Annotated in this window: 32 protein-coding genes and 2 tRNA genes; 19 read left to right on the top strand and 15 right to left on the bottom strand. The window is 68.0% G+C overall.

What is annotated here, in order from left to right; translation table 11 throughout:
* Together A5655_RS15320 and A5655_RS15315 are read right to left on the bottom strand one after the other, a co-directional pair.
* Positions 1-757: phosphotransferase family protein (locus tag A5655_RS15320; RefSeq protein ID WP_067011333.1), on the bottom strand; the 757-nt coding region annotated here is incomplete at its 3' end.
* 35 nt (positions 758-792) lie between these two features.
* Positions 793-1,401, bottom strand: coding sequence for a histidine phosphatase family protein (locus tag A5655_RS15315; RefSeq protein WP_067011330.1), 609 nt, complete (start codon positions 1,399-1,401; stop codon positions 793-795).
* A gap of 77 nt (positions 1,402-1,478) precedes the next feature.
* Between A5655_RS15315 and A5655_RS15310 the strand changes: the two genes are divergently transcribed.
* From A5655_RS15310 to A5655_RS15285, 6 genes are all read left to right on the top strand, one after another.
* Complete coding sequence (locus tag A5655_RS15310) at positions 1,479-2,144, top strand: class I SAM-dependent methyltransferase (RefSeq protein WP_067011329.1); 666 nt, start codon at positions 1,479-1,481, stop codon at positions 2,142-2,144.
* A gap of 83 nt (positions 2,145-2,227) precedes the next feature.
* Positions 2,228-3,259 carry a phosphotransferase family protein gene (locus tag A5655_RS15305; RefSeq protein WP_067011328.1) on the top strand — a complete coding sequence of 344 codons (1,032 nt, stop codon included), beginning with the start codon at positions 2,228-2,230 and terminating at the stop codon, positions 3,257-3,259.
* A 1-nt stretch (position 3,260) separates the two neighbouring features.
* Positions 3,261-4,019, top strand: a complete 759-nt coding sequence (locus tag A5655_RS15300) for an SDR family NAD(P)-dependent oxidoreductase (RefSeq protein WP_067011327.1) — start codon at positions 3,261-3,263, stop codon at positions 4,017-4,019.
* Positions 4,020-4,036: 17 nt separating this feature from the next.
* Positions 4,037-5,320, top strand: coding sequence for an acyl-CoA dehydrogenase family protein (locus A5655_RS15295; protein WP_067011326.1), 1,284 nt, complete (start codon positions 4,037-4,039; stop codon positions 5,318-5,320).
* On the top strand, positions 5,301-5,921 hold the full coding sequence (locus A5655_RS15290) for a TetR/AcrR family transcriptional regulator (RefSeq protein WP_067011325.1): 621 nt from the start codon (positions 5,301-5,303) through the stop codon (positions 5,919-5,921). The genes A5655_RS15295 and A5655_RS15290 overlap by 20 nt, the downstream gene beginning before the upstream one ends.
* On the top strand, positions 5,921-6,892 hold the full coding sequence (locus A5655_RS15285; protein ID WP_067011324.1) for an NADPH:quinone oxidoreductase family protein: 972 nt from the start codon (positions 5,921-5,923) through the stop codon (positions 6,890-6,892). Before A5655_RS15290 ends, A5655_RS15285 begins: the two co-directional genes overlap by 1 nt.
* A gap of 3 nt (positions 6,893-6,895) precedes the next feature.
* Here A5655_RS15285 and A5655_RS15280 read toward each other — a convergent pair whose 3' ends face one another.
* Complete coding sequence (locus tag A5655_RS15280; protein ID WP_067011323.1) at positions 6,896-8,770, bottom strand: alkyl/aryl-sulfatase; 1,875 nt, start codon at positions 8,768-8,770, stop codon at positions 6,896-6,898.
* A gap of 172 nt (positions 8,771-8,942) precedes the next feature.
* Between A5655_RS15280 and A5655_RS15275 the strand changes: the two genes are divergently transcribed.
* Complete coding sequence (locus tag A5655_RS15275; protein WP_067011332.1) at positions 8,943-9,416, top strand: lipoprotein LpqH; 474 nt, start codon at positions 8,943-8,945, stop codon at positions 9,414-9,416.
* On the opposite strand, the gene A5655_RS15270 is transcribed toward A5655_RS15275, so the two are convergent.
* The 5 genes from A5655_RS15270 to A5655_RS15260 all read right to left on the bottom strand — a co-directional run bounded on the left by A5655_RS15270 (position 9,413) and on the right by A5655_RS15260 (position 12,695).
* The gene (locus A5655_RS15270) at positions 9,413-10,927 is read right to left on the bottom strand and encodes a cell wall metabolism sensor histidine kinase WalK (RefSeq protein WP_067011322.1); all 1,515 of its coding nucleotides are present in this window, start codon (positions 10,925-10,927) and stop codon (positions 9,413-9,415) included. The two genes, A5655_RS15275 and A5655_RS15270, sit on opposite strands and share 4 nt — an antisense overlap.
* Positions 10,905-11,609 carry a two-component system response regulator TcrX gene (tcrX, locus tag A5655_RS15265; RefSeq protein ID WP_067011321.1) on the bottom strand — a complete coding sequence of 235 codons (705 nt, stop codon included), beginning with the start codon at positions 11,607-11,609 and terminating at the stop codon, positions 10,905-10,907. Before tcrX ends, A5655_RS15270 begins: the two co-directional genes overlap by 23 nt.
* Before the next feature lie 149 nt (positions 11,610-11,758).
* The gene (locus A5655_RS29385; protein WP_369807219.1) at positions 11,759-11,857 is read right to left on the bottom strand and encodes a DUF6131 family protein; all 99 of its coding nucleotides are present in this window, start codon (positions 11,855-11,857) and stop codon (positions 11,759-11,761) included.
* 92 nt (positions 11,858-11,949) lie between these two features.
* The gene (locus tag A5655_RS27185; protein WP_082978674.1) at positions 11,950-12,183 is read right to left on the bottom strand and encodes a hypothetical protein; all 234 of its coding nucleotides are present in this window, start codon (positions 12,181-12,183) and stop codon (positions 11,950-11,952) included.
* 101 nt (positions 12,184-12,284) lie between these two features.
* Complete coding sequence (locus A5655_RS15260) at positions 12,285-12,695, bottom strand: MmcQ/YjbR family DNA-binding protein (RefSeq protein WP_067011320.1); 411 nt, start codon at positions 12,693-12,695, stop codon at positions 12,285-12,287.
* 99 nt (positions 12,696-12,794) lie between these two features.
* Here A5655_RS15260 and A5655_RS15255 point away from each other — a divergent pair, with 99 nt between their 5' ends.
* On the top strand, positions 12,795-13,637 hold the full coding sequence (locus A5655_RS15255) for a hypothetical protein (protein WP_067011319.1): 843 nt from the start codon (positions 12,795-12,797) through the stop codon (positions 13,635-13,637).
* Between the two features lie 12 nt (positions 13,638-13,649).
* Here the strand turns inward: A5655_RS15255 and A5655_RS15250 are convergent, their stop codons facing one another.
* Complete coding sequence (locus A5655_RS15250) at positions 13,650-14,594, bottom strand: class I SAM-dependent methyltransferase (RefSeq protein ID WP_067011318.1); 945 nt, start codon at positions 14,592-14,594, stop codon at positions 13,650-13,652.
* Positions 14,595-14,697: 103 nt separating this feature from the next.
* Here A5655_RS15250 and A5655_RS15245 point away from each other — a divergent pair, with 103 nt between their 5' ends.
* From A5655_RS15245 to A5655_RS15225, 5 genes are read left to right on the top strand one after another with little or no spacing between them, the layout of a single operon-like run.
* A complete protein-coding gene (locus tag A5655_RS15245) occupies positions 14,698-15,045 on the top strand; it encodes a nuclear transport factor 2 family protein (RefSeq protein ID WP_067011317.1) in 348 nt (115 codons plus the stop codon).
* Positions 15,046-15,083: 38 nt separating this feature from the next.
* A complete protein-coding gene (locus A5655_RS15240) occupies positions 15,084-16,082 on the top strand; it encodes a phosphotransferase family protein (RefSeq protein WP_369807218.1) in 999 nt (332 codons plus the stop codon).
* 19 nt (positions 16,083-16,101) lie between these two features.
* Positions 16,102-16,599 carry a hypothetical protein gene (locus tag A5655_RS29380; RefSeq protein ID WP_082978673.1) on the top strand — a complete coding sequence of 166 codons (498 nt, stop codon included), beginning with the start codon at positions 16,102-16,104 and terminating at the stop codon, positions 16,597-16,599.
* Between the two features lie 38 nt (positions 16,600-16,637).
* Positions 16,638-17,258 (top strand): hypothetical protein, encoded by a 621-nt coding sequence (locus A5655_RS15230; RefSeq protein ID WP_067011314.1) that lies wholly within the window; start codon positions 16,638-16,640, stop codon positions 17,256-17,258.
* Positions 17,259-17,301: 43 nt separating this feature from the next.
* On the top strand, positions 17,302-17,850 hold the full coding sequence (locus tag A5655_RS15225) for a GNAT family N-acetyltransferase (protein WP_067011313.1): 549 nt from the start codon (positions 17,302-17,304) through the stop codon (positions 17,848-17,850).
* A gap of 9 nt (positions 17,851-17,859) precedes the next feature.
* Here the strand turns inward: A5655_RS15225 and A5655_RS27905 are convergent, their stop codons facing one another.
* From A5655_RS27905 to A5655_RS15205, 5 genes are all read right to left on the bottom strand, one after another.
* Complete coding sequence (locus tag A5655_RS27905; RefSeq protein WP_197508709.1) at positions 17,860-18,024, bottom strand: hypothetical protein; 165 nt, start codon at positions 18,022-18,024, stop codon at positions 17,860-17,862.
* Positions 18,025-18,146: 122 nt separating this feature from the next.
* A complete protein-coding gene (locus tag A5655_RS15220) occupies positions 18,147-18,848 on the bottom strand; it encodes an RES domain-containing protein (protein WP_197508708.1) in 702 nt (233 codons plus the stop codon).
* Positions 18,849-18,889: 41 nt separating this feature from the next.
* Entirely contained in the window at positions 18,890-19,288 is a 399-nt protein-coding gene (locus tag A5655_RS15215; RefSeq protein WP_067011331.1) for a hypothetical protein, read from the bottom strand.
* A 186-nt stretch (positions 19,289-19,474) separates the two neighbouring features.
* A tRNA-Arg gene (locus A5655_RS15210) sits at positions 19,475-19,547 on the bottom strand.
* Positions 19,548-19,567: 20 nt separating this feature from the next.
* Positions 19,568-19,659 (bottom strand) — tRNA-Ser (locus A5655_RS15205).
* Between the two features lie 89 nt (positions 19,660-19,748).
* On the opposite strand from A5655_RS15205, the gene hisC reads away from it, so the two are divergent.
* Together hisC and A5655_RS15195 are read left to right on the top strand one after the other, a co-directional pair.
* Positions 19,749-20,825 carry a histidinol-phosphate transaminase gene (hisC, locus tag A5655_RS15200; protein ID WP_067011311.1) on the top strand — a complete coding sequence of 359 codons (1,077 nt, stop codon included), beginning with the start codon at positions 19,749-19,751 and terminating at the stop codon, positions 20,823-20,825.
* Positions 20,822-21,283 carry a DUF4334 domain-containing protein gene (locus tag A5655_RS15195; protein WP_067011310.1) on the top strand — a complete coding sequence of 154 codons (462 nt, stop codon included), beginning with the start codon at positions 20,822-20,824 and terminating at the stop codon, positions 21,281-21,283. The genes hisC and A5655_RS15195 overlap by 4 nt, the downstream gene beginning before the upstream one ends.
* Before the next feature lie 83 nt (positions 21,284-21,366).
* Here A5655_RS15195 and A5655_RS15190 read toward each other — a convergent pair whose 3' ends face one another.
* The gene (locus tag A5655_RS15190) at positions 21,367-21,951 is read right to left on the bottom strand and encodes a TIGR03086 family metal-binding protein (protein ID WP_197508707.1); all 585 of its coding nucleotides are present in this window, start codon (positions 21,949-21,951) and stop codon (positions 21,367-21,369) included.
* 23 nt (positions 21,952-21,974) lie between these two features.
* On the opposite strand from A5655_RS15190, the gene A5655_RS15185 reads away from it, so the two are divergent.
* The 4 genes from A5655_RS15185 to A5655_RS15170 are packed head-to-tail and all read left to right on the top strand — an operon-like array spanning position 21,975 to position 25,426.
* Positions 21,975-22,799 (top strand): crotonase/enoyl-CoA hydratase family protein, encoded by an 825-nt coding sequence (locus A5655_RS15185; protein ID WP_067011308.1) that lies wholly within the window; start codon positions 21,975-21,977, stop codon positions 22,797-22,799.
* Positions 22,800-22,824: 25 nt separating this feature from the next.
* Positions 22,825-24,060, top strand: a complete 1,236-nt coding sequence (gene lipE / locus A5655_RS15180; protein WP_067011307.1) for a lipase LipE — start codon at positions 22,825-22,827, stop codon at positions 24,058-24,060.
* A 30-nt stretch (positions 24,061-24,090) separates the two neighbouring features.
* Complete coding sequence (locus tag A5655_RS15175; protein ID WP_067011306.1) at positions 24,091-24,282, top strand: hypothetical protein; 192 nt, start codon at positions 24,091-24,093, stop codon at positions 24,280-24,282.
* Positions 24,283-24,319: 37 nt separating this feature from the next.
* Complete coding sequence (locus A5655_RS15170; protein ID WP_067011305.1) at positions 24,320-25,426, top strand: hypothetical protein; 1,107 nt, start codon at positions 24,320-24,322, stop codon at positions 25,424-25,426.
* The last annotated feature ends 92 nt before the right edge of the window (positions 25,427-25,518 follow it).

Genomic DNA, 25,518 nt, shown 5'->3' with positions numbered 1-25,518 from the left:
CGCGGTAGACGCACATCAGGGCGGCGTCGGACAGCGGGTCGCCGAGGGTGGAGAGCTCCCAGTCCACGACCGCGCGGACCGTGGTGGGGTCGTCGGCGTCGAGGATGGTGTTGTCGATCCGGTAGTCGCCGTGCACGATCGAGGTCCGGCTCTGCCGCGGAATCGATTGACTCAGGCCCGAATGCAGTCGTTCGACGTCGGCGTCGCGGTGGTCGTCGGGCAGCCGCACCAGCTCCCATTGCGAACCCCAGCGTCGCACCTGGCGCTCCAGGTAACCGCTGGGCTTGCCAAAGTCGGCCAGTCCCACGGCATTCGGGTCGACGCTGTGCAGATCGACGAGCACCCGGATCAACGAGTCGACGCAGGCGTCGATGACGGTGTGGCTGAACGCTTCGAGCTGCGCGCGCCGGCGCACCACCTGGCCCGCAACGAATTCGACGATCTGAAACGGGGCTCCCAGCACCGAGTCGTCCTCGCACAGGGCGATCGTGCGCGCCACCGGAACCGGCGTGTCCTGCAGCGCGGCGACGACTTTGTATTCGCGGGCCATGTCGTGGGCCGACGGTGTCAGCCCGTGCAGCGGCGGGCGCCGCACCAGCCAGCTGGTCGCGTCGTCGTACACCCGGAACGTCAGATTCGAGCGGCCACCGGAGATGAACTCGCCGCGCAGCTCGCCGGCGCGGCCTATCCCCAGCGAACGCAGGTACCGGTCCAGCGAGGCCAGGTCGAGCCCGTCGAGTCGGTCAACTGAAGTCACTCGAACTTGTTTACCACCGCTGATGTCGGTCACCTTCACCACCGCTGGTTTCGCGGCAAGAGGTCCCACACGTGTTCGACCGTGTTGACCCCGGCCACCGTCGCCTGACCGGTCCGCGAGAACAGCAGCCGGGTCACCGACGCGTAGTCGACGGGAAAGGACAACAGCCGCCTCGTGCCGAGGATCTCGTGCAGCAGGACGTTGATGACGCCGCCATGGCTGAACACCGCGACCGTGTCCTCGGGGTCGGCGGCGGCGACGAGGTCGTCGAGCCCCGCGCGGACGCGCGCCCGAAACGCGTCCTCGTCGACCGCGCTGGGCAGATGCCCCTCGGCCAGGCGGGCCCACTCCTCGGGTCGTTCCGCTTTGATCTGCTCGACGGGGATGTAGACCGGAAGATCGCGGTCGTATTCGGCGAATCGGTCGTCGATCTCGACCTGCAACCGGCGGGCGGCCGCAACGGGTTCGGCGGTCTGGATGGCGCGCCGCTGGGGGCTGCTCACCACCCGCGCGATGGGGAACCGGGCGAGTGCGTCGGGCAGCCGCTCGACCTGCTCCCACCCCTGCTCGGACAGGTCCGGGTCGGAGCCCTCGCCGTGTTCGCTGCGCAGCGGTAGCGCATGCCGAACCAGCAACACTTGCATGTTTGTTCCCGTCGTCGGATGGTGGGCAGCGCCCAGTTTCTCATCGCGCCCCGCGACACCGACCTCGAGGAGGAGAGATGACCCAGCCGCAGATGGATTGGGACGCCGCATACCGGCAGGAGACACCGCCGCCGTGGAGCATCGGTCGGCCGCAGCCCGAGCTGGCGGCGCTCATCGATGAGGGCAAGATCCGCAGCGACGTCCTGGACTCCGGCTGCGGCCATGCCGCCCTGTCGCTCGCCCTCGCCGCGCGCGGCTACACCGTCGTGGGCCTGGACGCCAGCGCTACCGCGGTCGAGGCCGCGGCCGCCGCGGCCGCCGAACGAGGCCTGACGACAGCGACTTTCGCGCAGGCCGACGTCACCAGCTTCCGGGGCTATGACGGCCGCTTCGCCACGATCCTGGACAGCGGGCTGTTCCACGCGCTGCCGCCCGAGAGCCGCCAGGACTACCTGCACGCGATCTTTCGGGCCGCCGCGCCGGGGGCCGCGCTGTACATCCTGGCGTTCGCCGCCGGTGCCTTGGGTCCGCAGAGTCCCGACCGGCCCGGCCCGCGCGGCTTCACCGAGACCGAGTTGCACGACGCCGTCGCTGAGCTCTGGCAAGTCGATGACCTCCGCCCCGCCAAGCTCTACGGCAACGCCGGCGCGCTCGCGGCTTCCGCTGACCTGCCCGACGTCGAACACGACGGCGAGGGCCATTTCATGGCGGCGGGCTTCCTGCTGAGCGCGCACAAGTCCTGATAACAGCTTCGGCGGCTAGCCGCGGGCTTCCCGCCGCTCACGGAGAATGCTATTCTCCGTGAGGAGATTGGGGTGTGCAGCCTATGACAAGTGTCAGCGAAACCCAACTGGACCCGGCAGTTATTGGCCGTTGGCTGGATGCGAACGACGCGCCGGGCGCCGGCGAGGAACCGGTGCTGGAACAGCTCAAGGGCGGCTCGCAGAACACCCTGTACCTGATCGAACGCGGCGGCGAGCGGATGGTGTTGCGGATGCCGGGCGCCCGCGCCGACGCGGCCCGCATCGACGGCTTGCTCCGCGAGATCCGCCTCGTCCGCGCGCTGTCGGGCACCGACGTGCCACACGCGGCGCTGATCGCCGCCGACGACACCGGCACCGTGCTCGGCATGCCGTTCTACGTGATGCAGGCGATCGACGGGTGGAGCCCGATGGACGGCGGGTGGCAGGCGCCGTTCGACACCGACCTGGCGGCGCGCCGCGGGTTGGCGTTCCAACTCGTCGAGGGCGCCGCCAAGCTGGGCCGGGTGGATTGGCGCGCGCAGGGCCTCGAGGGCTTCGGGCGCCCGGACGGATTCCACGAACGACAGGTCGATCGCTGGCTGAAGTTCCTCGACGCCTACAAGGTGCGCGAGCTTCCGGGGCTGCACGAGGCCGCCGACTGGCTGCGCAATAACCGGCCCGCCCACTACAAGCCGGGCATCATGCACGGCGACTACCAGTTCGCCAACGTGATGTTCGCGCGCGGGGCGCCGGCGCGGCTGGCCGCGATCGTGGACTGGGAGATGACGACGGTCGGCGATCCGCTGCTGGATCTCGCGTGGGCGCTGCTGGGCTACGACGGCGAGGAGCCCAGCACCGGCGGGTTCTACCTGGACATGCGCGGCATGCCGACGCGCAGCGAATTGCTCGAGCACTACGAGAACGTCAGCGGGCTGTCCACCGAGAACATCGACTATTACCTGGTGCTGGCCAATTGGAAGCTCGGCATCGTGCTGGAGAAGACCTACGCGGCGGGGGTCAAGACCGGAAAAGTCGACCCCAAGATCACCGAGACCTTCGGGGAGATGATCCCGCGGCTCATCGCCACCGCAGCCGAGCTCGCCGGGGCCCGCTGAAATGGGCTACGCGGACCAGCTTTTCGACCTCACCGATCACGTTGTGCTGATCACCGGCGGCAGCCGCGGACTGGGCCGCGAGATGGCGTTCGCCGTCGCCCGTTGCGGCGCCGACGTGGTGATCGCTAGCCGCAACATGGACAACTGCGTGTCCACCGCCAAGGAGATCGAGTCCGAGACCGGCCGCTCCGCCATGCCCTATCAGGTGCACGTGGGGCGCTGGGACCAACTCGACGGCCTGGTCGACGCGACCTATGAGCGGTTCGGCAAAATCGACACCCTGATCAACAACGCGGGCATGTCGCCGCTGTACGACAAGTTGAGCAACGTCACCGAGAAGCTCTTCGACGCGGTCGTCAACCTGAACCTCAAGGGGCCCTTCCGGTTATCGGCGTTGGTGGGCGAGCGCATGGTGGCCGCCGGCCGCGGATCCATCATCAACGTGAGCTCCACCGGGTCGCTTCGCCCCAACGGCGGGATCATCCCGTACGCCGCCGCCAAGGCCGGGCTCAACGCCATGACCGAGGGACTGGCGCAGGCCTTCGGGCCGGCGGTGCGCGTCAACACGCTGATGGCCGGGCCCTACCTGACCGACGTCAGCAAGGCCTGGGATCTGGGCGACGGCAACAATTTCGGCCACCTCTCGTTGAAGCGCGCGGGCGACCCGCGCGAGATCGTCGGCGCCGCCCTGTTCCTGGCTTCCGACGCGTCCAGCTTCACCACCGGTTCGATCCTGCGGTCAGACGGCGGGATTCCGTAGCAGATAGGAGCATTCGCATGTCCTGGGACTTTTCCACCGAACCGGAATTCGAGAAAAAGCTGACCTGGATCCGCGAGTTCGTGCGCGAGGAGGTCGAACCTCTCGAGGTGCTGTTCCCCGGCTGCGAATTCCTGCCACTCAACGACGAGCGGCGCCGGATCGTCGATCCGCTCAAGCAGCAAGTCCGCGACAATGGCCTCTGGGCACCGCATTTGGGGCCGGAGCTGGGCGGGCAGGGGTTCGGCGCGGTCAAGCTGACGCTGATCAACGAGATCCTCGGGCGCAGCCCCTGGGCGCCGATCGTGTTCGGGACGCAGGCGCCCGACACCGGCAACGCGGAGATCATCGCCCGCTTCGGCACCCAGGACCAAAAGGACCGCTACCTGGCCGGGCTGCTGTCCGGGGAGATCTTTTCCTGCTTCTCGATGACCGAGCCCCAGGGCGGCGCGGACCCGCGCGTCTTCACCACACGAGCCGTCCGCGACGGCGACGATTGGATCATCACCGGGCGAAAGTACTTCTCCTCCAACGCCTCCGTCGCCTCGTTTTTCATCGTCGTCGCGATCACCGACCCCGACGTGCCCGTCCACCAGGGCGCCTCGACGTTCCTGATCCCGGCCGGCACCCCCGGCCTGAACGTTGAAGCGACCCACCACCTCGTCGGCGCCGACCCGCACGAGCCCGGACATTCCCTGGTCCGTTACGAGGGGGTGCGCGTGCCCTCCGACGCGTTGCTCGGCGAACCCGGTCAGGGCTTCCTGATCTTGCAGACCCGGCTGGCCGGCGGGCGGCTGCATCACGCGATGCGCTCGATCGGGATGGCGCAACGGGCCGTCGAGATGATGTCGCGGCGCGCGAAAAGCCGCTTCACCCAGGGCAGCTCGCTGGCCGACAAGCAATTGGTGCAGGAGTTCGTCGCGGACTCCTATACCGAGTTGATACCGTTCCGGCTGACCGTCCTGCACGCCGCCTGGCTGATCGACAACGGCGACGAGCGCGCCGCCCGCGCCGAGATCGCCGCCTGCAAGATCCTGGCGTCGCAGGTGCTCAAATCGATTGCGCTGCGCGCGATTCAGGTCCACGGCGCCCTCGGTCTCACCGACCAGCTGCCACTGGTCAACGTGCTGCTCGGCGGCATCGCGCTCGGCCTGGCCGACGGCCCCACCGAGGCGCACAAGGTCAACCTGGCGCGGATGCTGCTCAAGGGTTACGAGGCCGAAGAGGGCGACTGGCCGAGCGAGATGCTGGACGTCCGGCTCGAGGCGGCCCGTGCCAAATACGGTGAACTCGTTGACCAGTAGCAGGGTCACCGCGGCCGTCGAGCGCGCCCTGGACGACCGCCAGCGCGGGGCGACCGAGGAGGTCGAACGCATCCTGGCAGCGGCGGTGCGGGTGATGGAACGCGTCGCGCCTGAGGAGCCGAGGGTCAGCGACATCGTCGCTGAGGCCGGCTCGTCGAACAAGGCGTTCTACCGGTATTTCGCCGGCAAGGATGACCTCATCCTGGCGGTCATGGAACGCGGCGTGGCCATCGTCGTGTCCTACCTGCAGCACCAGATGGCCAAGGAATCCAAGCCGCAGGACCAGATCGCGCGCTGGATCGAGGGCACGCTGGCGCAGGTCGCCGACCCGCAGCTGATCCGCAAGAGCCGTGCGGCCGCCGGTCAGATGTCACCCGCCAACTGGCGCGCCGTCGACCAGGAAATGATGGGCCCCCTGCGGGATCTGCTGATCGACCCGATCACCGAGCTGGGCAGCGCCGACGTCGACCGCGACGTCGAGGCGGTGTTCTGCTGCACGGCAGCGACGATGCGGCGCTACGTGGGGTCGGCCGACCGGCCGGGTCGCGACGACATCGCGCACGTGGTCCGGTTCTGCTTGCGTGGCTTGGGGATCGGGTGATGCGCGCCGCCGTCTGCCGTTCGTACGGCGCACCGGAGGACCTGGTCGCCGAGGACCTTCCCGACCCCGTCCCCGGGCCGGGCCAGCTGGTGGTTCGGGTGCACGCCGCGGCGGTCAACTTCCCCGACGTGCTGTTGATCGCCGGCAAGTATCAGGTCAAGATTCCGGTTCCGTTCGTCCCGGGCAGCGAGCTAGCCGGCGAGGTGGTCGCGGTCGGCGACGGCAGCCCGTTTCGTCCCGGCCAGCGGGTCTTCGCGACCACCCCGACCGGCGCGTTCGCCGAGCGGGCGCTGCTCGATTCGGGATCGGCCGCGCTCATGCCCGACGGCGTCGACTTCGCGTCGGCCGCGGCGTTCGGCGTCACCTACCGCACCGCGTACCACGCGCTGCGCTCGATTGCCAAAGTCGCACGGGGCGATTGGGTGATCGTGCTGGGCGCCGCCGGCGGCGTGGGGCTGGCGGCCGTCGCCCTGGCGGTGGCCATGGGGGCCCGGGTGCTGGCGGCCGCGTCCAGCCCCGAAAAGCTCGAGCTGTGCCGGCAGCGCGGCGCCGAGGCGACCGTCGACTATGGCCGCGAAGACCTCAAGACGCGCATCCGCGAGCTCACCGGTGATGCCGCCCGGGTGGTCCTCGATCCCGTCGGCGGACCTTACGCGGAGCCCGCGCTGCGGGCCCTGGCCCGCGGCGGCAGCTTCATCACCCTCGGCTACGCCTCGGGCGCCATTCCCTCCATCCCGCTGAACCTGGTCCTGCTCAAGGGAATCACCATCCGCGGCATGGAGATCCGCACCTTCATGGCCGACCGGCCCGACGACGCCGCGCGCGACATGCGAGAGCTGGATCGGATGTTCGCCGCCGGCACCATCCGGCCCTACATCGGGGCACGGTTCCCCCTGGCCGAGACCGCGGCCGCGTTACGGCATGTGGCCGACCGAAAGGTGCTGGGCAAGGTCGTCATCGACGTCGGCTGAGCACTACGGCGTGACAATGTTGAAGGCCGGGTCGGGCCGGTCGAGCGCACCCAGGAAAGCCTGCAGCGCCGCCTGGTCGCCCGAAACGTCCAGGCCCGGCGAGGTGAAGTCACCCGCCGCGGCCGCCAGCAACCGTAACTTGCTGTCCGCCTTGACCGTAACGGTCGCCGTCGCCGGGTCGGCCGCCACCCGGCGGTACACGAGCACGCCGTTGCGCAGGGCCAGCCGGTAGTTGACACCCGCGTCGGCGAAGGCGATGTCGAGGGCGATGTCGAGGTCCCAGCTACGCGGGCCGTTGACCGCGATGGCGAGGCTGTCGAAGATCTGCTCGGGCGTCAGCTGAGAAAGCATTGTCGGAGAAGCGACTTGGACCGCGGTGCCGAAGTTGCCGTCGCGAAGTTCGGCGGCACCGCTCAGGAAGAAGTTTCGCCACGTCGCGTTCTCGGCGCCGTAGGCCAGCTGTTCCAGCGTGTCGGCGTACAACGCACGGGCGCCCGCATGTTGGCTGTCGGTGAAGACGGTGTGATCGAGCAGTGTTGCCGCCCAACGGAAGTCACCGGCGTCGAACGCCGCTTGGGCGAGCTCGACGACCCGGTCGGTGCCGCCCATCGCTTCGACGTAACGGGGGGCGATCGCCTCCGGCGGATGGGGCCACAGCCGCGCGGGGTTGCCGTCGAACCATCCCATGTAGCGCTGGTAGACCGCCTTCACGTTGTGGCTGACCGAGCCGTAATACCCGTGGGTGTGCCACGCGCGCTCCAGCGCGGGCGGCATCCGAAACGCCTCGGCGATCTCGGCGCCGGTATAGCCATGGTTGAGCAGCCGCAGCGTCTGGTCGTGCAGGTAGGCGTACAGATCGCGTTGCAGCGAAAGGAATTCGACGATGGCCTCGCGGCCCCAGGTGGGCCAGTGGTGGGAGGCGAACACCACGTCGGCGCGATCCGCGAACGTGTCGATGGCCTCGGTGAGGTAGCCCGACCAGGCGTGCGGGTCACGCACCAGCGCGCCGCGCAGGGTCAGCAGGTTGTGCAGGTTGTGGGTGGCGTTCTCGGCCATGCACAGCGCGCGGAACCGAGGAAAGTAGAAGTGCATTTCGGCCGGCGCCTCGGTCCCCGGCGCCATCTGGAACTCGATCTCCACGCCGTCGATGGTGTGCTTCTCGCCGGTTTCGCGGATGTCGATGGTCGGCACGATGATGCCGACCTCGCCGGTGGACGCGGCCTGACCCAGCCCGCAACCCACGTGGCCCTGCGGTCCGCGCGCCAGCATGGAGCCGTACATGTAGGTCGCACGGCGCGTCATCGCCGGCCCCGCATAGACGTTCTCCTGGACCGCGTGCGCGGTGAAGCCATCCGGGGCAAGCACCGCCACCGAGCCGCTGTCCACGTCGGACTGCGAGGTGACGCCCAGCACGCCGCCGAAGTGATCGACGTGGCTGTGGGTGTAGATCACCGCGACGACGGGGCGGTCTCCGCCGCGGTGGGTGCGGTACAGCGTCAGCGCCGCCCCGGCGACCTCGGTGGATATCAGCGGGTCGATGACGATGACGCCGGTGTCGCCCTCGACGAAGGTGACGTTCGAGATGTCCAGGCCACGGACCTGGTAGATGCCCGGCACCACCTCGTACAGGCCTTGCTTGGCGCACAGGGTCGACTGGCGCCACAGGCTCGGGTGCACGGACGTCGGCGCGTCACCCCCGAGGAAGGAGTAGGCGTCGTTGTCCCACACCACCCGGCCGTCGGCGGCCTTGATGACGCACGGCGACAAGGCCGCAATGAAGCCGCGATCGGCGTTCTCGAAGTCGCGCGTGTCATCAAACGGCAGGGCGTGTTCGCGATGGGCCGACTCGATGACGGCGGCCGGGTGCTTGTGGTCCACGGCAACACAGTGCCACCAAGGCGCCCTTCCGCGGAAGACGCCTGCGGAGCTGGCTGGTTAACCAGAGCGAAACAATTTCCCCGAACCTCTTTTCTGCGGCCCGGCAAACCCGCATACTGCCTTGACGGTTCTCAATGCCGAGGACCGCAACAATTCGGGCAAAGGAGAACAGGTGAAGCGTGGACTGACTGTGGCGGTAGCCGGAGCGGCGATTCTGGCCGCGGGCATTTCCGGGTGTTCGAGCAACAAGTCGAGCACGGGCGGTAGTGCGAACGGCACGTCGGTTGCGGTTGCCACCCCCGGAAGCGGCGCGGCGGCGCCGACGGTGACCATCGACGGCAAGAACCAGAACGTGACCGGTTCCGTCGTGTGCACGACGGTCGGCGGCAACACGACCATCGCGGTAGGTGGTGCGGCGACCGGCATCTCCGTCGTGCTCAGCGGTGACAACACGGTGAAGTCCGTCGGGCTCGGCAACGTCAACGGCGTGACGCTCGCGTACGCGCAGGGTTCCGGCCAGGGCAACGCCTCGGCGACCAAGAACGGCAACAGCTACAAGGTCACCGGCACCGCCACCGGGGTCGACATGGCCAACCCGATGCAACCGGTGAACAAGCCGTTCGAAATCGACGTGACTTGCTCCTAACTCAGTGATGCGGGCGGTTGCCACCCGTTGAGTGGCAACCGCACCGTGAACTCGGTGTGACCGGGCGCGCTGTCCACCGTGATCGTCCCGTTGTGCGCCTTGACGACCGCGGAGACGATCGCCAGCCCCAGCCCGGTGCTGCCGCCCTTGCGCGAGCGTGAGGAATCGCCGCGGGCGAACCGCTCGAACACCTCGGACTGCAGCCCCGCGGGGATGCCCGGGCCGTTGTCGATCACCTGCAGCACAGTCTGCGTGGGCTCGGTGCTCAACCGGGTCGTCACGACGGTGCCGGGCGCGGTGTGCACGCGCGCATTGGCGAGCAGGTTGGTCAGCACCTGCTGCAGGCGCGCCGCGTCACCGGTGACGACCACCGGCTCCTCGGGCAGGTCCAGCTCCCACTGGTGTTCCGGCCCGGCGACGTGGGCGTCGCTGACGGCGTCGACCGCCAGCCGCGACAGGTCCACCGCCTGGCGTTCCAGCGGCCGGCCGGAGTCCAAGCGCGCGAGCAACAGCAGGTCCTCGACGAGCCGCGTGATCCGCTCGGTCTCCGACGCCACCCGGCTCATCGCGTGTGCGACCGCCTCGCGGTCATCACCCATGCGCTGGGTGAGCTCGGTGTAGCCGCGGATCGCGGCCAGCGGCGTGCGCAGTTCGTGGCTGGCGTCGGCGACGAACTGGCGAACCCGGGTCTCGCTGGCCTGCCGCGCCGACAGCGCGGCCGCGATGTGGTCCAGCATCCGGTTCAGCGCCGACCCGAGCTGACCGACCTCGGTGGACGGGTTCGCGTCGGACTCGGCTACCCGCACCGGCAACTCGACCTCGCCCCGGTCCAACGGGAGTTCGACGACCTCGCTTGCGGTTTGGGCGACCCGGCGCAGCGGGGCCAGCGCCCGCCGGATGATGATGACGCCGGCACTGGTCGCGGCGACCAGCGCGATCACCGTGACGATCCCGAGGATGACCAGCATCCGGATCATGGTGGCGTCGATGTTCGACATCGACAAGCCGGTGACGATGATGTCCCCGCCGCTGCGGCTCGGGGCGGCGACGACGCGGTATCGACCGAGTCCGTCGAGGTCGACCGTCACCGGCTTGCGGCCGCCCGCGATGTGTTCCAGTTGCGTTTGCGCGGCCGGGGTCAACGAGGCCCGCGCGCCGTCGCTGGTCAGGTATCCCGCGTCGACGATCTTGCCGTCGGTGATCACCGCGGCGACCATGCCGGCCGGCTGGCCCGGGGCATCGAGGAACCGCGGGCCGGGGCCCGGTCTCGGATAGAAGTGCGACTCGTGCCGCCAGCCCGGGCGCTTCGGTTCGGGATACATCAACGCCGAGCGGTACGAAGTTCCGGCGAGTTGCCCGTCGAGCTGCGCGACCAGGTGGTGCAGCAACGCCAGTTCGGTCGCCGCGGTGATGCCGACGCAGACCACGGCGAGCACGACGATCTGGCCGACCAGCAGCCGGAGCCGAAGTGACCAGACCCGCCGCGTCCTAGCGGGCGGGCTTGAGGACATAGCCCGCGCCGCGCAGCGTGTGGATCATGGGTTCACGACCGTTGTCGATCTTCTTGCGCAGGTAGGAAATGTAGAGCTCGACGATGTTCGATCGCCCGCCGAAGTCGTAACTCCACACCCGGTCCAGGATTTGGGCCTTGCTCAGCACCCGCTTGGAGTTGCGCATCATGAACCGCAATAGCTCGAACTCGGTGGAGGTCAACGAGATTGGTTCGCCCGCGCGGGTCACCTCGTGACTGTCCTCGTCCAGCACCAGGTCCCCCACCACCAGCTGCGCCCCGCTGTCCACGGTCGTCACCCCGGTGCGTCGAAGAAGCGCCCGGAGCCGCAGCACCACCTCTTCGATGCTGAAGGGTTTAGTGACATAGTCGTCGCCGCCCGCCGTCAGGCCCGCGATGCGGTCTTCCACCGCGTCCTTGGCCGTCAGCAGCAGCACCGGGAGCTGCGGATTGTCCTCACGCAGCTTGTGCAGCACGTCCAGGCCACTCATGTCCGGCAGCATCACGTCGAGAACGACCACGTCGGGCCGCTGGGCCCGGGCCGCGGCGATGGCCGATGAGCCGTCGCCCGCGGTGGAGATGGTCCAGCCCTCGTATCGCAGCGCCATGGAGACCATTTCGGCCAGCACCGCTTCGTCGTCGACGACAAGAACATTGATCGGGTTGCCGTCCGCACGGCACATGACAACCCGCTCTACCGAGGCTCGGGACTGCGTCACAGCTTCCAGTATCCGCGTCCGACTGAGCCGAGGCTATGCCGTTCCTTTGTGTGTCCTGTGAAAAGATCGCGTGACTGGCGAGCAGTCACGCGATCCGGTATTCCGGCGGATGCCTAATACCAGTACCGCCTGCCGGCGACCGGCCGGCCGACGGATCCCATGATCCACAGCACCGCGCCGATGACGAGCACGACGATACCGATCTCCCACAACAACGGGAGGCTAAACACAAACCCGAGAATGAGTAGCACTACGCCGAGGATGATCATGACAACTTCCTTTTGTGACGGGTCCTAGGCCGTTTCTAGACCACTTGCAGACCACTGGGCATTGAACTTGGCTGCGGGACATGACAATCCTTGACTTTGGGATTGACACCCGCGTAATTCAGGGGACCGGCGACAACCGTCAACGCGATGTTTCCCGCCGTGACACAGTTTGTTGCCCCACCTTTGAAGTAGTCGCGCTGGTACGCCGCGAAGACTCCGATGAGCAACCAGATCAGGACAATCCCGCCGATCACTCCGCGACCACCCATGGTGACCTCCGTTGTGTTCGAGAAAATTCTCGTGCGCCTAGCGTTACCCGTTGGACCCATGTCTAAACGTGCTCGCAGCCGACGCTTTCCGCGCCCCGAACTTAGGAATGCTCCGCGAGCCAGGCCTCCGCGCGCCTCTTCGACGCGCGTGAAAGCCACGCGTCCTGGACCAGCTCGGCCAGTTCCGTGGTCGTGATCTCTGCCAACCGGCCGGCCCGAACCAGCACCGAGGGATGCCCGTCGAAATGGCTTGTGGTGAAGAACGGCGACGCGGGATCCTGGACGAGCGCGAGCTTGTCGCTTTCCGATTCCACCCAGAGCATGATCACGTCGGCATAGCGTTCGCCGGTGTCCGGATCCGTGGCGTCGGGCTGGGGAGTGCGGAAGAACACGAACGACTTTCCGCCCACCTGATAGATGGAGTTGCCCTTCGGGCCCTCCAAGCGCTTGACGTGTGGCATCGACGCGGCGATCCGATGCACGTCGCTCACCCGGGCCGGCCGATCAGCCATAACCGCGAGATTACCGCGCTCGGTAGCATGGCGAGTGAGGTTGCGGTAAAGGGGGATTGAGATGGGTTGCTCCCAGCGGGGCTGCCGAGGAGCGGCGCCGTGACCGACACCCTGTTCGCCGACGTCTCCGAATTCCAAGTGCCCGTGGATGATTCCTACCCGTACCGGGTTCTTTCCATCCGCGTCTGCGACGGCGCCTATCGAGATCACAACTTCGCCGCCAACTACGCATGGATGCGCGGTGCGTTGGACAGTGGTCGCCTGACGTTCGGGATCGTCTACACCTACGTGCGGCCGAACTGGCTGGAGAATGCCAACGCCGTGCGCGCGATGATCGAGGCCGGCGGCGGATTGCACCCGCGGGTCGCGCTCATGCTCGACGTCGAAGCCGGCGGCAACCCGCCCGGCGACGGCTCAAGCTGGATCAACAGCCTGTACTGGAACCTGGCCGACTACGCCGGGGATCCCGCGCGGATCATCGGATACGCCAACGCTTATGACTTCTCCAACATGTGGCGGACGCGGCCCGCGGGCTTGCGCGTCATCGCGGCCGGCTACGGGTCCAACCCGAACCTTCCGGGTCAAGTCGCGCACCAGTACACCGATGGCACGGGCTTCAGCCCCAACCTGCCGCAGGGGTGTCCACCGTTCGGTCATTGCGACATGAACTCCGCCGACGGGCTGACACCGCAAGCCTTTGCCGCCGCGTGCGGCATCACTAAGAACGGAGGATGGTTGATGGCGCTCACCGACGACGAACAGGCCGAACTGTTGAGCAAGGTCCGCGACATCTGGGACCAGCTGCGGGGGCCCGACGGCGCGGGCTGGCCACAGCTCGGTCAGAACGACCAGGGCCAGGACCTGACACCGGTCGACGCGATCGCGGCGATCAAGCAAGACGTGCAAGGCCTGCAGGCGTCGAAACAGGCCGCGGCCCAATAGGGTTGGTTGCTCTCAGCCCGCTCGCCGCTGCGCCGACACATACAACGTCGGCGGCATCACGTGTTCGGTGCCTTCCGGAACGCTGCGGCCGTAGCGCGCCATCAGCTCCGCAAAGGTTGCCGTCGACACGTCCCAGCCGTGCTCGCGCAGCCAGCCGTCGACCGGCGTGCGTTCCTCCGGGTACCAGAGGTCGTCGAAGTCGGTGATCTCGGTGTCGACCAGCCTGGCGGCCGCGGCCCGCATGCGCTGCATGTCCTCGCGCTGTCGCCGAACGAGCTCGGGGTCGGTGAAGCCGGGACCGGGGACGTTGGACGCGAGCCAACTGCCCTGGGCGCTGAGCGCGTGGATGCGCTCGAACAGCAGGTCCTGGGCCTGGGCCGGCAGGTAGCGGACGAGGCCCTCGGCCGACCAGACCGCAGGTCGCGACGCGTCGAATCCCGCCTCCTGCAATGCCTTTGGCCAATCCTGGCGCAGATCGATCGCCACGTTCACTAGCTGCGCATTCGGGTGCGCGCCGTGCTCACGCAACGTGTTGGACTTGAATTCCAGCACCTTGGGCTGGTCCAGCTCGTGCACGACGGTGCCGTCGGGCCAGGGCAGCCGCCAGGTGCGCGCATCCAGGCCGGCCGCCAGGATCACCACCTGGCGGACGCCGGCGTCGGCCGCGCCCATGAAGTACTCGTCGAAAAACGCTGTGCGCGTTGCCATGAAGTCGATCATCAGCTGGATTCTGCTCCGCACCTCTGGTTCCAGCTCGACCGCCTTCGCCAGCAGCTTGGGGTCGGCGTAGATGCTCCACATGCCCTCTCCCGCCGCGTCGACGAACACGCGCGCGAACGGGTCGTTGATGAGTGGGTTCTCGCTCTCGGTCTCGGCGGCACGCGCCGCGGCGACGCCCAGCGCGGTCGCTCCCACGCTTTGGGTGATGTCCCAGGAATCGTTGTCGGTACGCGGCATCGCGGTATCCCTTCCAGGCCCGAAGTTCGTTAGTTGCCCACACTATTGTTCCAGGGATCCGGCGGTCCCGGCCGCCCGCCGGCGGTGACCTACGCTTCTTCCCATGACCCGCACGCCGCAGGAGATATTCGCCCACCACGGGCAGGCGCTCGGCGCAGGCGACCTGGACGAGATCGTCGGGGACTATGCCGAGGATTCCCTGCTCATCACCCCGGCCGGCGTCGCGCGCGGCAGGGACGGCATCCGCGGGGTCTTCGCGAAGTTGCTCGACGATCTGCCCGACGCGGCGTGGGACCTCAAGAACCAGGTCTTCGAAGGCGACGTGCTGTTCCTCGAGTGGGCCGCCGATTCGGCGCTCAACCGGGTCGACGACGGCGTCGATACCTTCGTGTTTCGCGACGGCATGATCTGGGCCCAGACCGTTCGCTACACCCCGCGGCCCAAAGGCTGAACGTGGAGCCCGTCGATCTCGACGCCGTAGCGGCATGGATGTCCGAGCAGGGGCTCGGTGAGGGTCCGCTCGAGGACGTCGCCAACGTCACCGGCGGAACGCAGAACGTCATGCTGCGATTCACCCGGGCCGGTCGACCGTACGTGCTGCGGCGTGGGCCGCGACACCTGCGCCCGCGCAGCAACAGCGTGATCCTGCGGGAGACGAAAGTCCTTGCGGCGCTGGCCGGCTCCGATGTGCCGCACCCGCACCTGATCGCCACGTGCGACGACACCGACGTGCTCGGCGACGCCGTCTTCTACCTGATGGAGCCGGTCGACGGGTTCAACGCCGGGGAGGGGCTGCCGCCGCTGCACGCCGGCGATCCGAGCGTGCGCTACCGGATGGGCCTGTCGATGGCGGACGCGCTGGCCAAGCTCGGCGCCGTCGACCACGTCGCCGTCGGCCTGGCCGACTTCGGCAAGCCGGACGGCTTCCTGGAGCGTCAGGTGCCGCGCTGGCTTTCCGAGCTGGACTCCTACAGCGAGTACGACGGCTACCCCGGGCCCGACATCCCGGGCATCGAGGAAGTCTCCGCGTGGCTGGAGCGAAGCCGACCGAAAACGTGGACCCCCGGAATCATGCACGGCGACTACCACGCCGCCAACGTCATGTTTTCCCGCACCGGGCCCGAGGTGGTCGCCATCGTGGACTGGGAGATGTGCACGATCGGTGACCCGCTGCTGGACCTGGGCTGGTTGCTCGCGACGTGGCGCCAGGCCGACGGGTCCAGCGTGTTCAGCCACGCCCTGGGCGGGCAGGAGGGGCTGGCCAGCACCGACGACCTGTTCCATCGGTATGCCGCCAACACCACCCGCGATTTGTCGAACATCACCTGGTACACGGTGCTGGCCTGCTTCAAGCTCGGCATCGTGATCGAGGGAACGCTGGCCCGGGCCTGCGCGGGCAAGGCCGAAAAGGAGGTCGGCGACCAGCTCCACGCCGGCACGGTGCACCTGTTCCAGCGGGCGCTGACGCTTATCGGCAGCGAATCCTGACGCACTAACATCTCCCTTCGTGCCGCCCTACCCCGAGAACCCCGACTTCTACTCCGAGCCGACCCAGGCCGCTTACGGCGGTTATTACGACGAACCGGCGAACCAGCCGCCCGAGCCCCCGACACCCTGGTATCGCCGCCCGGCGGCGCTCATCGCGGCCGGCGCGATCGGCGCGATTCTGCTCGGCCTCGCGGCGTACGCGGTCGTCAAGCTGGTCGCCGGATCGCCGTCGCCGGCTCCCACCACCACGACCACGCCCGCTCCGACCACCACGAGCGCTCCAGCGGTGACCACCACCACGGAGCCGCCGCGCCACCACGGGGGCGGCGGCGCACCGACGCAGACCGTCACCGAGACGGCCCCGCCCGCGAGCACCGACACCGAAACCCCGAGCACCGACACTCCGACGACGACCGTCCCGCCGAGCACCGTCACCGTTTCTCCGAGCACCGAAACCAGCACGGTGACCCAGACCGTGACCATCCCGCCGCGTCGACCGTTCCAACCGCGCCCATAATCGGGACACGTTCGGGGCTGGGCGGATAGCCTCCATCCGTGGACGTCGGGGATTCGGTCAGGCGCTCGCTCGACCATTGGGAACACCGCGAGTGGGACGCGGCGATGCTGCACGCCTGCAACGCGGTCGATGGAACCTCGAAGAAGCGCTATCCGCAGCAGGGCGTCGCGACCCGGTTCAGGCGCACGATCCGGGACTCGCTGGACATCTTTCAGGTGATGGCGGCACCGGGAATCGACTTCGAGCAGAGCCGCTTTCCCATAGCGGTGAAGTCGGATATGCCCGACGGCCGTCCCGACATCGCCGACGTCCTTCACGGCGTTCACCGCTGGAGCCACGGCCACAACGACGAACTGCCCGAGGGTTTCGAACTGACCCCCCATGGGCCCCGCCCGGCGGGAGTGCAGATCTGGCGAACCGGGAAGATCCAGCTTCCCGCCTCGACGGTGATCGGCCTGCTGGCGGTCGCCGTGTTCTCACCCGAGAACAAAGGCGAGGCGATGCCCGACGGCTACCAGCTCAGCTGGTATCAGTACGTCTTTCACATCGGCATGTGGTGGGGTTGGCAGGACCACTTCCGCGAGATCATCGCCTCAGCCCAGATCCCGCGGACGACTCTCGACTTCGCCGAGTCCTGGGACGACTGGTCGCCGGTTTAAAGCCGAAGCCGCCCTGCGGCTTTGACGGTGAAAGACTGCTGGCATGCAATCGATCGGCGTGGTGCGTCCGGCTACCCCTCACGACGCGGCCGCGTGCGTTGCGATTTATCGCCCCTACGTTCTCGACACGGCGATCAGTTGGGAACTCGAAGTCCCGACCGTAGCCGAGATGGCCGCGCGGATCGCCGCCGCCCGCGAGAAGCACGAATGGCTCGTCCTCGAACGCGACGAACGGGTCGTCGGCTTCTCCTACGGGCACGCGCTCAATCGCATGCCGTCCCACCGATGGTCGGTCGAGACCGGAATCTACGTCGACCCCGACCATCAGCGCGCCGGCGGAGGCCGCACGCTCTACACACGGCTACTGCGCCGGCTCGTCGAGCGCGGCTACCGGCAGGCACTCGCCGGCATCACGCAACCCAACGAGGCCAGCAACGGCTTCCATCGCTCCTTCGGGTTCCAGCAGGCCGGGCTGTACCGGCGCGTCGAATGGAAGCACGGCCGCTGGCACGACGTCGCGTGGATGCAACTGGACCTGGTCGGCTCGGAGGATGGAGCCGACCAGGAAACGCCGCCCGGCCCGATCGTCTGAGCCGGGGCGCTAACGGCTAGCGGCCGCCGGCACCGCCACCGAGGCGACCGCCCGCGCCACCGCCCACGCGGCCACCCGCGCCACCGCCGAGGCGACCGCCGGCGCCACCGCCCACGCGGCCACCCGCGCCGCCACCGACACGACCGCCGGCGCCGCCACCAATTGTCTGTCCAAAGCTGCTCGTCATCATGCGCCGGAGGGTATCGCCGAATACCCGCGGCCACAACCAACTAAGGCTGAACGATTCGGCTACAGCGAGCGCCACCGGTCGGGCCGGGCGGGGAGCCGCCGAGCCGTCACTCCTCGTCCCACTCGATGTTGTGCAGCCTCATAGCTTCCAGCAGCGACGGGTCGTCTGGGGTGATAGGCCGCGCGTCGCGATCCGTGACCTGCGGCGGCCATGCGTGGCCTGTGTCGCGTTCATAGACCGCCCACAGCGGGAGGTAGTCACCGTGCCGCGATTGGTACTCGATGCCGTCGGCGGGTTGGCCTGCTGTTCCGGTCTTCGTGTAGATCCACGCCGAAATCGCTTGTGTGAGTTCGCGCTTCCCATCACGAATCGCGGAAGCATCGAGGTCGCTGCAGCCACAAGCCTTTGCAAGCCGGAGAAAGTCCCTGCGCTTTCTCAACGTGGATAGCGTCTCGGGATGCGCCGGCAAAGCATAAGACCCGGAAAACCTTCCCGAACAGACCAGCCTTTCGTCGCACCAGGAACGGTCGAGCTCACCGGGCGGCACCGACCCTTCGTCACCTTCCTCTTCGACGATTTCAGCTAGCTCCGCGGCCAGTTCCCCGTCCGGGCGGAAGGGCGCGAGCACCTCCAGGTAGCAAGCCAATTCAGACGATCCGAGATAGAGCGTGCGCCAGATGCCCGCGGGATCGTCCCACCTGCCGCTGAAACGGCCTTCGTCGGCGTACTCCCAAGGGGTCCAATTCCAAGGCTCCGGCTTGTAGCCAACGCGGTATACGTCCTGGGGCTCAAGGCATGAACAGTGCACTGGACCAAACGGTGTGGACAGCGACGCCGGTCTGGGAGTCATTACCCGACGGCTGAGAATTGCCGTGCCGCGGCAATGACGCGCGCACCATCAGCTTCCAAGTCCCCATCCCTCAAAACCCGAGCCGGGGAACGGTCATCGAGGAAGGGGTTAAGTCCTTGGAACCACGCCTGGGCCACCTTCTTGCTGTCGCGTTCGTTGACCATGCAGGCAGCGCGATACGCGACACGCAGGCGCTCGGCATCAGTCGGGTTCGCGATTTCGCGAGTGCCTTCGGCCCATTGCCGAACGGCGCGGGTTTCCTTGACTCTTGCCAAGTAGGCGACCAGTTTTGCCCCAAGCAAGTCCCTCAGCGCGGTCACGAGTTCGGCCGTGTCCATCATCATCGACGCGTTGTAGGCGCTCAGGTCAGGCCTGGAGGCAGTTCCGGCTGCTGTCATCGCCATTTCTCCACCCTTCTGAAACCATGCTATATCACAGTCTACACAACAGCTGGAATCACAGTGCAGATCACAGTGCAGATCACACAGTCTTTCACAAGGTGGGGACGGCAACGGGAAGCGCCTGGAAAGCACGAAGTGACGAGCGTGCCGCGAAGGTGTTGCTGCGCGCTCCGGGGAAGTGTGCGCGCCCGAAGGGATTCGAACCCCCAACCTTCTGATCCGTAGTCAGATGCTCTATCCGTTGAGCTACGGGCGCCTGTCTTCAGTTGTCTCGCGTGGCGGAGGCGAGAGGATTTGAACCTCCGGTCCCCTTTGAGGGGGACAACTCATTAGCAGTGAGCCCCATTCGGCCGCTCTGGCACGCCTCCTTCGGACTTCCTGAGGGTACCCGAACCCCTTCAGCCGTCCCGGAACCGCCGGAGGCATAGCGTACACAGCACCGACATATGCTGTCGAAGTGACCGCCCGCCTGCGACCCGAGCTGGCGGGACTTCCCGTCTACGTCCCCGGCAAGACGGTGCCGGGTTCGATCAAACTGGCCAGCAACGAGACCGTGCACGGCCCGCTGCCCAGCGTCCGCGCGGCGATCGAACGGGCCACCGACAGCATTCACCGCTATCCCGACAGCGCCAACCTGCAGCTCAAGGCGGCGCTGGCCAAGCACCTCAGCTCGGCGAGCGCCGCGGACTTCGCGCCCGAGCAGGTGGCGGTCAGTTGCGGTTCGGTCAGTCTGTGCCAGCAGGTCATCCAAATCACCGCCGCCGCGGGCGACGAGGTGGTGATGGGCTGGCACAGCTTCGAGCTTTACCCGCCCATGGTTCAGGTGGCCGGCGCCGTCGCCGTCAAGGTGCCCTTGACCGACCACACCTTCGACCTGTACGCGATGCTCGCCGCGGTGACCGACCGCACCCGGCTGATCTTCGTGTGCAACCCCAACAATCCGACGTCGACGGTCGTCGACCCCGACGCGCTGGCCCGTTTCGTCGAGGCCGTGCCGCCGCACATCCTGATCGCCATCGACGAGGCGTACGTCGAGTACATCCGCGACGGCATGCTGCCCGACAGCCTGCAGCTGGCCCGCAGCCGCAGCAATGTCGTTGTGCTGCGGACCTTTTCGAAGGCCTACGGGCTGGCGGGCCTGCGCGTCGGCTACGCGGTCGGACACCCCGCGCTGATCACCGCGCTGGACCAGGTCTATGTGCCGTTCGCGGTGACGAGCATCTCGCAGGCCGCCGCCATCGCCTCGCTCGACGCCGCCGACGAGTTGCTCGCGCGTACCGACGCCGTGGTCGCCGAGCGTGCCCGCGTCACCGCCGGCTTGCGGGACGCCGGGTTCGCGCTGCCACCGTCGCAGGCCAACTTCGTCTGGCTGCCACTGGGAACGCGCACACAGGATTTCGTGGCGCGGGCCGCCGAGGCGCGCATCGTGGTCCGCCCGTTCGCGCCGGACGGGGTGCGGGTCACCATCGGGGCGCCGGAGGAAAACGACGCGCTGCTACGATTTGCCCGCAATTGGATCAAGGAGAGCCAATGAGCCTGGCCCGCAAGCAGTTCACCGAATTCAAGGAACGCGCCGGCGACATCGCCGATGGCGAGCTCGACGACTTCTGGGCGACGCTGCCGCCGGCGACCATCGACGAGATGCTCGGCGACTGGAAGGGCGGCGAGTTCGTCACCGGCCACAAGATGAACGGCCAGTTGGAAAAGGCCGGCTGGTTCGGAAAGAGCTTCAAGTCGCGCGCCGACGTGCAGCCGCTGGTGTGCCTGGACGCCGACGGGAACAAGTTCTCGAACAAGGAGATGGGCAAGGGCGAGGCCAGCCTGTGGCTTGAGGAGTTCCGCGGCGAAGTCACCGCGACCATGGTCTACGACGGCCAGCCCGTGCACGACCACTTCAAGAAGATCGACGACAACGCGGTGATGGGCATCATGAACGGCAAGCGCGTGCTGGACGGCGGCCGGTACTACTACTTCTACCTCGAGCGGGTGTAGGCACCGTCTCTGTCGCCGAGCGTGACGTGACGGCGAAGATCCGTGAGGATTCTCGCCCTGAGAACACGCTCGGCGAAGGCAGCCTAGGCGGCCGGGTCGCGGCCGGTGAACGCGATCAGCCGCTCGAGGGCGCCGGCATCGGCGGGCACGTCGACCGGTTCGTCGAACCCGGCGGTGCGCCGTTGCTCCGGGCGGATGATTTGATGCGCCAGCCCCAACACGTATTCGGCCAACGGTTCCGGGGCGTCGACGTCGTGCCCCACCGCCCTGGCGTAATCCCACGCGTGGACCAGGAATTCGAGCGACAGGATGCCGCAGGCGCCGCGAGCCGGCATCTCGCCTTTGCCGAACGGCACCGTGCCGTCCAGGCCGTGACGATGCCACGCATCCAGGGCCGGGCGCGCCGCGGCGACGACCTGCCGCTCCACCGAATCGCTCGCGTCGCGCTCCGGGATTTCCGCGCCCACCATGCCCCCGAGCCCCTTGATCGAGTTCAGCAGGTGCTCGGTCAGCCCCGTCACGTCGAACTCCCGGCACGGCGTGCGCCGGGTCAGCTCGTCGGACGCGATGGGATGCAGGACTCGCTGCAGCACGCCCAGCGTGTCCTCGGCGCTGTGCAGCTCGTCGGTGGGCGGGGAATGCGGTCCGGGTCGCAAGTCGGGAGGCATATTTGCCACGCTACGGTCTCGACATGGGTGAAACATACGAATCCGTCACCATCGAAACCAAAGACCACGTCGCCCAGGTGACGCTGGTCGGGCCGGGCAAGGGCAACGCCATGGGGCCGGCGTTCTGGTCGGAGATGCCCGAGGTGTTCGCGGGGCTCGACGCCGATCGCGACGTGCGCGCCATCGTCATCACCGGATCGGGCAAGAACTTCAGCTACGGCCTGGACGTGCCCGCGATGGGCGGCATGTTCGCCCCGCTGATGGCCGAGGGAGCGATGGCCCGCCCCCGCACCGACTTCCACGCCGAGATCCTGCGGATGCAGAAGGCGATCAACGCTGTCGCCGACTGCCGCACCCCGACCATCGCCTCGGTGCAGGGCTGGTGTATCGGCGGCGCCGTCGACCTGATCTCCGCGGTCGACATCCGCTACGCCAGCGCCGACGCCAAGTTCTCGGTGCGGGAGGTCAAGCTCGCGATCGTTGCGGACATGGGCAGCCTGGCCCGGCTGCCGATGATCCTGAACGACGGCCACCTGCGCGAACTGGCGCTGACGGGGCGGGACATCGACGCGGCGCGCGCGGAGAAGATCGGGTTGGTCAACGACGTGTTCGCGGACGCCGACGCGACGCTGGCGGCCGCGCACGCGACGGCCGCCGAGATCGCCGCCAACCCCCCGCTGGCCGTCTACGGCGTCAAGGACGTCCTGGACCAGCAACGCACCTCGGCCGTGTCGGAGAACCTGCGCTACGTCGCGACCTGGAACGCCGCGTTCCTGCCGTCGAAGGACCTGACCGAGGGCATCTCGGCGACGTTCGCCAAGCGTCCGCCGCAGTTCACCGGGGAGTAGCGCGCCCTTGGCTACTCTCGCTGAAGTGACTCCCGACGGAAAAATCCGCCTCCCGGCCGACCTGGACTCCGTGACGGCCGTCGGCGCGGAGGACCACTCCGAGATCGACACCGCGGCCGTCGAACGGATCTGGCGGGCCGCGCGGCACTGGTACCAGGGCGGCATGCACCCGGCGATCCAGGTGTGCGTCCGCCAGCACGGGCGCGTCGTGCTCAACCGCGCGATCGGCCACGGCTGGGGCAACGCGCCCACCGATCCGCCCGACGCCGAGAAGGTGCCCGTCACCACGGACACGCCGTTCTGCGTGTACTCGGCGGCCAAGGGCATCACCGCGACCGTCGTGCACATGCTCGCCGAGCGCGGCGTCTTCTCGCTGGACGACCGGGTCTGCGAATACCTGCCCACCTTCACCAGCCACGGCAAGGACCGCATCACGATTCGGCACGTGATGACCCACAGCGCCGGGCTGCCGTTCCCCACCGGGCCCCGGCCGGACGTCAAACGCGCCGACGACCACGAGTACGCGCAACAGAAGCTGGGCGAACTGCGGCCCCTTTACCGCCCCGGGCTGGTGCACATGTATCACGCGCTGACGTGGGGTCCGCTGATGCGCGAGATCATCTACGCGGCCACCGGCAAGGAGATTCGCGAGATCCTCGCGGCCGAGATCCTCGACCCGCTGGGCTTCCGGTGGACCAACTTCGGCGTCGCCAAGCAAGACGTTCCGCTGGTCGCGCCCAGCCACCCCACCGGCCGCACCTTGCCGCCGGTGGTCGCCCAGATCTTCCGCAAGGCGATCGGCGGAACCGTGCACGAGATCATCCCGTACACGAACACCCCGCTGTTCCTCACCACGATCGTCCCGTCGTCCAACACCATTTCGACCGCGGACGAGCTGTCCCGGTTCGCCGAAATCTGGCGCCGCGGAGGCGAACTCGACGGCGTGCGGGTGATGAGCCCGGAAACGATGCGGGGCGCGGCCGCCGAATGCCGCCGCCTGCGACCAGATTTCGCGATCGGCCTGATGCCGGCTCGCTGGGGCACCGGATTCATCCTGGGAACGAAGCGGTTCGGGCCGTTCGGCCGGGGCGCGACGGCCGCGTTCGGCCATCTCGGCCTCACCAACATCGCCGTCTGGGCCGACCCTGAGCGCGACATGGCCGCCGGCGTGATCAGCAGCGGCAAGCCCGGCCGCGACCCGGAAGCCCGCCGCTACACCGCCCTGATGGACACCATCGCCGCGGAGATTCGCGCCGGTTGAGGCCGCGCGGCGGTGGGAACACTGCCACGCATGGCTACATATCGAGTGCTCAACCCGAAGGGCGAGGTCGTCGCCACCGAGGACATCGAAAGCGCCGACAAGGCGCACGCGTGGTTCGCCGACAACCAGGTCGAGGGCAACGAACTCGGCTGGCGCATGGAGGTCGAGCGCGACGGCGAATGGCACTTCTTCGACGACAGCGAGGGCGACCGGAGCTACTAGGGTTTGCCTCCCGAGCGGCTGGGGCAACCAACTACGCATGGATTCTGGACGCTTCCGCAAGCTGCTGAACGCACCGGGGCCGTTCGCCTCGGTCTACTTCGAGGACTCACACGACACCCACGACGCCGAGGCCCAGCTCGAACTCAAATGGCGGGCGGCGCGCGAGGAGCTCGAGCGGAAGGGCGCCGGGCAAGCGATCATCGACGAAATCGAGGCCGCGGTCATGGACCTGCGTCCGCCGATCGGCCGCAGCGGGCGCGCGGTGGTCGCCAGCGCCGACGGGGTGGTGATCAACGAGCATTTGGCGCGGCCCGCGGCGACGACGGTCGTCCGCGTGTCCGAATTGCCTTACCTCCTGCCGATTCTCGAGCAGAGCTTCGATCACCCGGACTACGTACTCGTCGTCGTCGACCACAGCGGCGCCGACATCACCACCCAGATCGGGGGCACGCTGCATTCGGAAACCGTCGACGGCGGCGGCCACCCGGTGCACAAGGCCGCCGGCGCCGAAACCGCGGGCTACGGCGACCCACAATTGCGCACCGAGGAGGCGGCCCGCAAGAACATCCGCGCCGTCGCCGACCGCGTCGGCGAGCTCGTCGACGACAAGGGCATCGAGGTGATCTTCGTCGTCGGCGAGGTGCGGTCGCGCTCGGACCTGCTGGCGGCGCTGCCGGAACGGTTGCGTGACCGCGCGGTCGCGCTCGAGGTCGGCGCGCGGCACAGCGGTCACGACTTCGGCGAGATCGAGCACGCCATCGAGGACGAGTTCGTCAACCGTCAGCTGCGGGCGATCGATGCCGCAGCGGAGCGCTTCAGCGCCGAGATCGGCCGCGAATCGGGTCTGGCCGCCGAGGGATTGGGCCCCGTCTGCTCGGCGCTGCGCCAGGGCGCGGTCGAGACATTGATCATCGGGGAGGTCGGGGACGCCACCGTCGTCGCCGACGAGGGCCTGACGACGGTCGCGCCCAACGAGAACGTGCTGTCCGAGCAGGGCGCCGCTCCCGACAAGACCCTGCGCGCCGACGAGGCGCTGCCGATGTTCGCGGTTTCGGTCGGGGCGTCGCTGGTGCGCACCGACGAACGGATCTTTCCGGCCGACGGCGTCGGCGCGGTGCTGCGCTACGCGCCGACCCTGCACTGACTCGGCGGTGGCGGAGGTCTGTGGTTCATTGACATAGAGGACGGATGTCTCCCGACATAGAGGACAGCCCGTGATCGCGAGGCTGTCCTCAT

Source organism: Mycobacterium sp. 1081908.1 (genome assembly GCF_001673535.1).
GTDB lineage: Bacteria > Actinomycetota > Actinomycetes > Mycobacteriales > Mycobacteriaceae > Mycobacterium.
The sequence above is the reverse complement of the archived record's forward strand: the minus strand, read 5'-3'. Positions and strand labels throughout refer to the sequence as shown.

Bases quoted from the DNA above. Each gene is read 5' to 3' on its own strand.
- A5655_RS15310 (WP_067011329.1), top strand. From the start codon at position 1,479: ATGACCCAGCCGCAGATGGATTGGGACGCCGCATACCGGCAGGAGACA.
- A5655_RS15250 (WP_067011318.1), bottom strand. From the start codon at position 14,594: ATGCCGCGTACCGACAACGATTCCTGGGACATCACCCAAAGCGTGGGA.
- A5655_RS15245 (WP_067011317.1), top strand. From the start codon at position 14,698: ATGACCCGCACGCCGCAGGAGATATTCGCCCACCACGGGCAGGCGCTC.
- tcrX (WP_067011321.1), bottom strand. From the start codon at position 11,609: ATGTGCCGTGCGGACGGCAACCCGATCAATGTTCTTGTCGTCGACGAC.
- A5655_RS15305 (WP_067011328.1), top strand. From the start codon at position 2,228: ATGACAAGTGTCAGCGAAACCCAACTGGACCCGGCAGTTATTGGCCGT.
- A5655_RS15225 (WP_067011313.1), top strand. From the start codon at position 17,302: ATGCAATCGATCGGCGTGGTGCGTCCGGCTACCCCTCACGACGCGGCC.
- A5655_RS27185 (WP_082978674.1), bottom strand. From the start codon at position 12,183: ATGGGTGGTCGCGGAGTGATCGGCGGGATTGTCCTGATCTGGTTGCTC.
- A5655_RS15185 (WP_067011308.1), top strand. From the start codon at position 21,975: ATGGGTGAAACATACGAATCCGTCACCATCGAAACCAAAGACCACGTC.
- A5655_RS15315 (WP_067011330.1), bottom strand. From the start codon at position 1,401: ATGCAAGTGTTGCTGGTTCGGCATGCGCTACCGCTGCGCAGCGAACAC.
- A5655_RS15270 (WP_067011322.1), bottom strand. From the start codon at position 10,927: ATGTCCTCAAGCCCGCCCGCTAGGACGCGGCGGGTCTGGTCACTTCGG.
- A5655_RS15190 (WP_197508707.1), bottom strand. From the start codon at position 21,951: ATGCCTCCCGACTTGCGACCCGGACCGCATTCCCCGCCCACCGACGAG.
- A5655_RS15285 (WP_067011324.1), top strand. From the start codon at position 5,921: ATGCGCGCCGCCGTCTGCCGTTCGTACGGCGCACCGGAGGACCTGGTC.
- A5655_RS15195 (WP_067011310.1), top strand. From the start codon at position 20,822: ATGAGCCTGGCCCGCAAGCAGTTCACCGAATTCAAGGAACGCGCCGGC.
- A5655_RS15295 (WP_067011326.1), top strand. From the start codon at position 4,037: ATGTCCTGGGACTTTTCCACCGAACCGGAATTCGAGAAAAAGCTGACC.
- A5655_RS15240 (WP_369807218.1), top strand. From the start codon at position 15,084: ATGTCCGAGCAGGGGCTCGGTGAGGGTCCGCTCGAGGACGTCGCCAAC.
- A5655_RS15260 (WP_067011320.1), bottom strand. From the start codon at position 12,695: ATGGCTGATCGGCCGGCCCGGGTGAGCGACGTGCATCGGATCGCCGCG.
- A5655_RS15170 (WP_067011305.1), top strand. From the start codon at position 24,320: ATGGATTCTGGACGCTTCCGCAAGCTGCTGAACGCACCGGGGCCGTTC.
- A5655_RS15215 (WP_067011331.1), bottom strand. From the start codon at position 19,288: ATGACAGCAGCCGGAACTGCCTCCAGGCCTGACCTGAGCGCCTACAAC.
- A5655_RS15175 (WP_067011306.1), top strand. From the start codon at position 24,091: ATGGCTACATATCGAGTGCTCAACCCGAAGGGCGAGGTCGTCGCCACC.
- A5655_RS15300 (WP_067011327.1), top strand. From the start codon at position 3,261: ATGGGCTACGCGGACCAGCTTTTCGACCTCACCGATCACGTTGTGCTG.